1 protein-coding gene is annotated in these 6,265 nt (G+C 71.5%); it reads right to left on the bottom strand.

From position 1 onward, the window contains the following. Nucleotides 1–6,265, bottom strand: a 6,265-nt coding sequence (locus ACIQ9E_RS29660) for an amino acid adenylation domain-containing protein (protein ID WP_403712282.1), incomplete at both ends; no start/stop codon positions are given.

Here is a 6,265-nt window from a genome sequence, read left to right on the forward strand (position 1 = left end):
TCCCCCACCACACCCTCCAACACCCGCACAAACCGCTCCACCAACAACACCACCGACCCACGATCAAACAAATCCACGCTGTACTCCACCTCACCCAGCAGCCCCCCGGCCCGGCCTTCCTCGGCCCGGACTGCGGAGATGTGGAACACCAGATCGAACTTCGCCACCCCTGTGGCGACGCGCTCGGGCGCCACCGTCAGGTCGGGAAGCTGCGCCACCGTGTCGAGCGCCACGCTCTGCTCGTCGTTGTTCCACTCCAGAACGGTCTGGAAGAGGGGGTGGCGGGAGGGTGAGCGTTCGGGGTTGAGGGCTTCGACGAGACGTTCGAAGGGGATGTCCTGGTGAGCATAGGCAGCCAGGTCGGCCTCCCGGACCCTGGCCAGCAGTTCCGCGAAAGTCGGGTCGCCGGACAGATCCGTGCGCAGGACCAGGGTGTTCACGAAGAACCCGACCAGGTCCGACACCGCGTCATCGGTGCGTCCGGCGATCGGCGAGCCGATCGGGATATCCGTACCCGCACCCAGCCTCGACAGCAGCACCGCCAGCGCCGCCTGGATCACCATGAAACTGCTGCACTGGTGCTCACGCGCCAGTTCCTCCAGCCGCTGGTGCAGCTCGGCGGAGACGGTCAGCGGAACCGAGTCGCCCCGGTGGGACGGGGCGGCCGGACGAGGACGGTCGAAGGGCAGCTCCAGCTCTGCCGGAAGCCCGTCCAGTTCGCGCTTCCAGTAGGCAAGCTGCCGGGAGACCGTCGACTCGGGGTCGTCCTCGGAGCCCAGCACCTCCCGTTGCCACAGCGTGTAGTCGGCGTACTGGACCGGGAGCGGAGCCCACTCGGGGCTGATGCCTGCGTGGCGGGCCGCGTACGCGGCCGTCAGGTCGCGGGCCAGGGGGTCCATGGACCAGCCGTCGCCTGCGATGTGGTGGATCAGGACGAGCAGGACATGCTCCTGTGCGGAGATCTCGAACAGCCATGCCCTGACCGGGAGTTCCTGAGCCAGATCGAAGCCGTAGCGAGCCGCCTCGGTGATCCGGTCATGCAGTGCGCCGGCCTCGACCGATTCGACGAGCAGCTCGGGACGTGCCTCTTGTGGGGAGACGACGACCTGGTGGACACCGGTGGCGTCGCTCGCGAAGACCGTGCGCAGGGTCTCGTGCCTCTCCGCCACGTCCGCCAGCGCGGTACGGAGCGCCTCGTGGTCGACGGCACCGGTCAGACGCAGGGCGGTCGGCAGGTTGTAGGTGGGACTCGGTCCCTCGAACCGGTTGAGGAACCACAACCGCTGCTGGGCGAAGGACAACGGGACACGCTCGGGACGCGGCCCGGCGGCCAGCGGCGTACGGGCGCCTTCGGCCGAGGCGAGGAAGGTGGCGAGCCCCGCCACCGTCGGGGTCTCGAAGAGCCGACGGACCGGCATCTCGACGCCGAGAGTGGAGCGGATCCTGTTCATGAGCCGGGTGGCGAGCAGGGAGTGGCCGCCGAGGTCGAAGAAGTTGTCGTCGATACCGGGTTCGGGGATGCCGAGCACCTCGGAGAACAGCCCGCACAGGATCTCCTCCTGCGGTGAGCGCGGCCTGCGGCCCGTCGCGGCACCGCCGAGGTCGGGAGCGGGCAGGGCCCTGCGGTCGACCTTGCCGTTCGCGGTCAGCGGCAGCGCGTCGAGAGCGACGAACGCCGAAGGGACCATGTGCGCGGGCAGGGTCGTGGCCAGGTGCGTGCGCAGCGACATCGGGTCGGCGGCCGTACCGGGCGACGCAACCACGTACGCGGTCAGACGCCGGTCGCCGGGCCGGTCCTCGCGGACCATGACGAAGGCCTGGTCCACCTGTACGGCAGTGGTCAGCGCGGCCTGGATCTCACCGGGTTCGATGCGGAATCCGCGGACCTTGACCTGGTCGTCGACGCGTCCCAGGTACTCCAGCTCGCCCTGTGCGGTCCACCGGGCCAGGTCGCCGGTGCGGTACATGCGGGCGCCGGGCGGACCGAACGGGTCGGCGACGAACCGTTCCGCCGTCAGGCCGGGGCGGCCGAGGTAGCCGCGGGCGAGGCCGGCGCCCGCGACGTACAGCTCGCCCGTGACGCCGTCGAGAACCGGTCGCAGGGCCGAATCCAGTACATACGTGCGCGCGTTGGCGATCGGGCGGCCGATCGGAGGCGCGACGCGCCCGGCGAGAGGGCTGCTGATGGTCGCGCAGACCGTCGTTTCCGTCGGTCCGTACGCGTTGATCATCCGACGGCCTCGCGACCAGCGGTCCACAAGGTCGGCCGGGCAGCTCTCGCCCGCCACGACCAGCGTCGTAACGGTGCTCATCGCGTCCTCGGACATGGAGGGCAGCGCCGACGGCGGCAGGGTCACATGGGTCACCCGCTGCTCGTCGAGCAGCGCGGCCAGCGGTGCGCCCGGCAGCAGACGTTCCTGCGGGGCAAGGACCAGGCAGGCGCCCGAGAGGAGCGCCATGCAGATCTCCGAGACGGAGGCGTCGAAACTCGGCGAGGCAAACTGCAGGACCCTGCTGTCCGGTTCGACGGCGAACGCCTCGATCTGCGCGGACACGAGACTGGGCAGTCCGCCGTGGGTGACGGCGACCCCCTTGGGGCGGCCGGTCGAGCCGGAGGTGTAGATCAGATACGCCGGGTTCGCGGGCTGCGGAGGGCGGCCCGGTACGGCAGAGGGCACGCCCGTCGCCGGTTCGGACTCAGGGCGCTGTCCGGGTGCGCCGGCCCCGGTCCCGTCGAGCAGCAGGCGCGGCAGCTCGGGCCCGACCGCGTCGGCGGCGTTCAGTCGTTCGTTCAGGGCGCTCGTCGTGATCAGCAGACGGGGGGCGGCGTCACCGAGGACAAAGGCGATACGGTCCGCGGGATATTCGGGGTCCACCGGCAGATGGGCCGCCCCGGCCTTCATAACGGCGAGCATCGCCACGACGAGATCGGCGGAGCGCGGCAGCGCCACGGCGACGACCTGCTCGGGGCCGAGTCCCGCCGCGACGAGTCGGCCGGCCAGCCGGTCGGAGGCATCGTCGAGCTGCGCGTACGACAGACGGGTGCCCTCGTCGGCCACCGCGGGCGAGTCCGGGCTGCGCAGGGCCTGGGCACGGAACAGCTCCGGCAGCGTGGCCTCGGCGAGTGCGCGGGCGGGCCCGTTCCCCTGGGCGGCGAACCGCTCGCGCTGTTCGGCGGCGGGGGCGTCGGTACGCCCGACCGGACGGTCCGGGTGGTGGGCGACATCGCGCAGCATGTCCAGGAGCCGACCGGTGACCGACCGGGCATCCCGCTCGTCGAACAGGTCGGGCCGGTGGTCGAGGCGGAATGCCAGACGGGTGCCGGGCAGGACGACCAGCGCGAGGGCGAAGTGCGTCGCGTCCCGGTCGGTGGCGCCGGTCAGCGTCAGTCCCGAGTGCCCCGCCAGCTCGCCGAGGGCTGCGGCGTCCAGGGGATAGCTCTCGTAGACCATGGCGGTATCGAAGAGTTCGCCCAGGCCGATGAGCTGCTGAATCTCCGTGAGGCCCAGGTGCTGGTGGTCGAGGAGGGCGGCCTGTTCGCGCTGGAGGCGCCCGGCGAACGCGCTCACGGTCTCCCAGGGGTTGATCCGCGCACGTAGCGGAAGGGTGTTGATGAACAGGCCGGCCATGTCCTCGGCGCCGTCCAGGTCGGCGGGCCGCCCGGAGACGGTGATCCCGAAGACGACGTCGTCCCGCCCGGTGAGCCGGCCGACGACGACGGCCCACACGGCCTCGACGAGGGTGTTGAGGGTGACGCCGGAGGACCGGGCCCGTTCGGCAAGGGCAGCCGTGTCCTCCTCGGAGAGGGTGAACTCCAGCCGCTTCGGGGCGAGCGCCGCCCGGCCGGGCCGGGGCAGCGCGACGAGACTCGGCGCGTCGATCCCGTCGAGGGCCGCCCGCCAGGCCGCCCGGGCGGCTTCGCGGTCCTGCCCGGCCAGGTGACCCAGGTAGTCCCGGTAAGGGCGGACCCGTGGCAGGCGTGCTGCGTCGGCAGCCCGACCGGTGCGCTCCGCGTACAGGGCAAGCAGCTCCCGTACCAGGACCGGGGACGACCAGCCGTCCAAAATGATGTGATGGTTCGTCAGCACGAGTCGCCACCGCTCCCCGCCCAGGCGCAGCAGGACGAAGCGCAGGGCCGGCGCCCGGCCGAGGTCGAACCGGCTGCCGTACTCCTCTTCGAGGATCCGGGCGGCACCGGCTTCCCGGTCTGCTTCCGCCAGGTGCGTCAGATCGACCTCACGCCATGGCAGCGGCGGCTCGGCGACCACGACCTGTACGGCATGCCCGGCCGCGGTCCTGAGGAACGCCGAGCGGAGCGCCGTGTGCCGGTCCAGTACCTGCCGTGCGGCATCACGCAGTGCCGCGGAGTCGAGGGCACCCTCGATGTCGACGGCCAGCTGCGCCAGGTAGACGTCCGGCGCGGAGTCGTCGTAGACGCTGTGGAAGAACAGGCCTTCCTGTAGCGGCGACAACGGCAGTACGTCCTCCAGCACGCGGCCCGGCCGTACCGTGGACCCGTCCACCGCTGCGGCCGCCTTCGCCTCCAGGATCTCGATCTCGGCCTGGCTCACCGTGACCAGGGGCACGTCGGAGGGGGTGAGACCGCCCGCCTCCGGGGTCCGGCTGTGCTCGGCAAGCCCACGCAGCGACCGGAACCAGCCTTCCGCCAGCTCCCGTACGCTCTCCTCGCCGAGCAGTTCCCCGGCCCAGGTCCAGGAGGCGACCAGCTCGGGCCCGTGCTCGCCGTCGTGCACGGCGGCGTTGACCTCCACTGTGTGAGCCAGGGCCATTCCGGGATCCTCGGCCGCGCCGGCGAGCGGCACGGCCGTCCAGTCCGGGGCGTCGGCCGCTTGGACCGCCGATGCAAACCGGCCCAGGTAGTTGAACCCGATCTGCGGCCGGACCGACACCGGCTCGTCGTCCGGTCCCGGCCGCGGGGCCAGGTACCGCAGGACCCCGTATCCGATGCCCTTGTCGGGAACGGAACGCAGCTGCTCCTTGACCCGCTTCAGCGCCGCCCCGGCCGCTGCCGCATCGCTCTGCCCGCCCCCGGATACCTGCGTCTCAGGTATCAGCCGGACCGGGTGGATGCTCGTGAACCAGCCTACGGTCCGGGACAGTTGGGCGTCGGGCACTGCGTGCTCAATCCGGCCGTGCCCCTCCAGGTCGAGCAGCACCTCCGTAGCCCGGGGGTCACCGTGCCCCCGCCGCCACCGCGTCGCCGCTGTCGCAAAGGCGGCCAGCAGAACTTCCTCGATACCCGCCCGGAACAGTGCGGGCGTCTCGCCCAGCAGCGTCTCGGTGACATCGACGGGGAGCCGCAGCTCAAGCCGGCCCGCCGTGGCGAAGGTGTCGAGCGCCGGGTCGAGGGCCCGGTCGCCGAGCAGCGGGTCGGACTCCGCCGCCATCCGCTCCCAGAAGTCGCGCTCCGTCTCCCGGGCGGGCGCGGCCTCGACGAGCTTCCGGGCCCAGCTCCGGAACGAGGTGCCCACGGGCTCCAGGCCCGGTTCCCGTCCTTCGGACAGGGCCTGCCAGATCTCCTCCAGATCCTGCGCGAGGATCCGCCAGGACACACCGTCCACCGAGAGATGATGCACGACCAGGAGCAGCCGCCCCTGCCGGTCGGGGCCACGGTCGAACCACACCGCCCGGAGCATCGCACCCGCCGCCGGGTCCAGCAGACGCCGGGCCCGTTCTCCCTCGGCCGCCATCAGCTCGTCCAGCGCAGTGCCGTCCATCGCCGCGGCGTCCACCCGCCGCACGACCGACGCCGCGGAGGGCACTCCGCCAGGAGCCATGACGTCCAAGGCCCATCCGGCGTCCGTACGCAGCCGAAGGCGCAGGGCATCATGCTGGTCGAGCAGCAGCTGTACGGCGGTGACCAGCCGTTCGTCGTCCAGCGCCGCCGGTACACGCAGTACGACGGATTGGTTGAACTGCGCGACGGGTCCGCCACGCTCCGCCAGCCAGTGCATCACGGGAGTCAGCGGTACGACACCGAACCGGGAGTCCTCGCTCTCCACGGCCACGGTGTTGCCGCCGTCCCCGGCTGCCTTGCCGACGACTCCGGCGAGCGCCTCGATCGTCTTGCACTCGAACACGTCCCGCGGCGAGAGGACCAGCCCGGCTCGGCGGGCCCGGCTGACCAGCTGAATCGACATGATGCTGTCGCCGCCGAGGTCGAAGAAGCTGTCGTCGATTCCGACGTGGTCGAGGCCGAGGACGTCGGCGAAGAGGGTGGAGAGGATTTCTTCCTGGGGGGTGC

This window comes from Streptomyces sp. NPDC094448 (assembly GCF_044763775.1).
Lineage (GTDB): Bacteria > Actinomycetota > Actinomycetes > Streptomycetales > Streptomycetaceae > Streptomyces.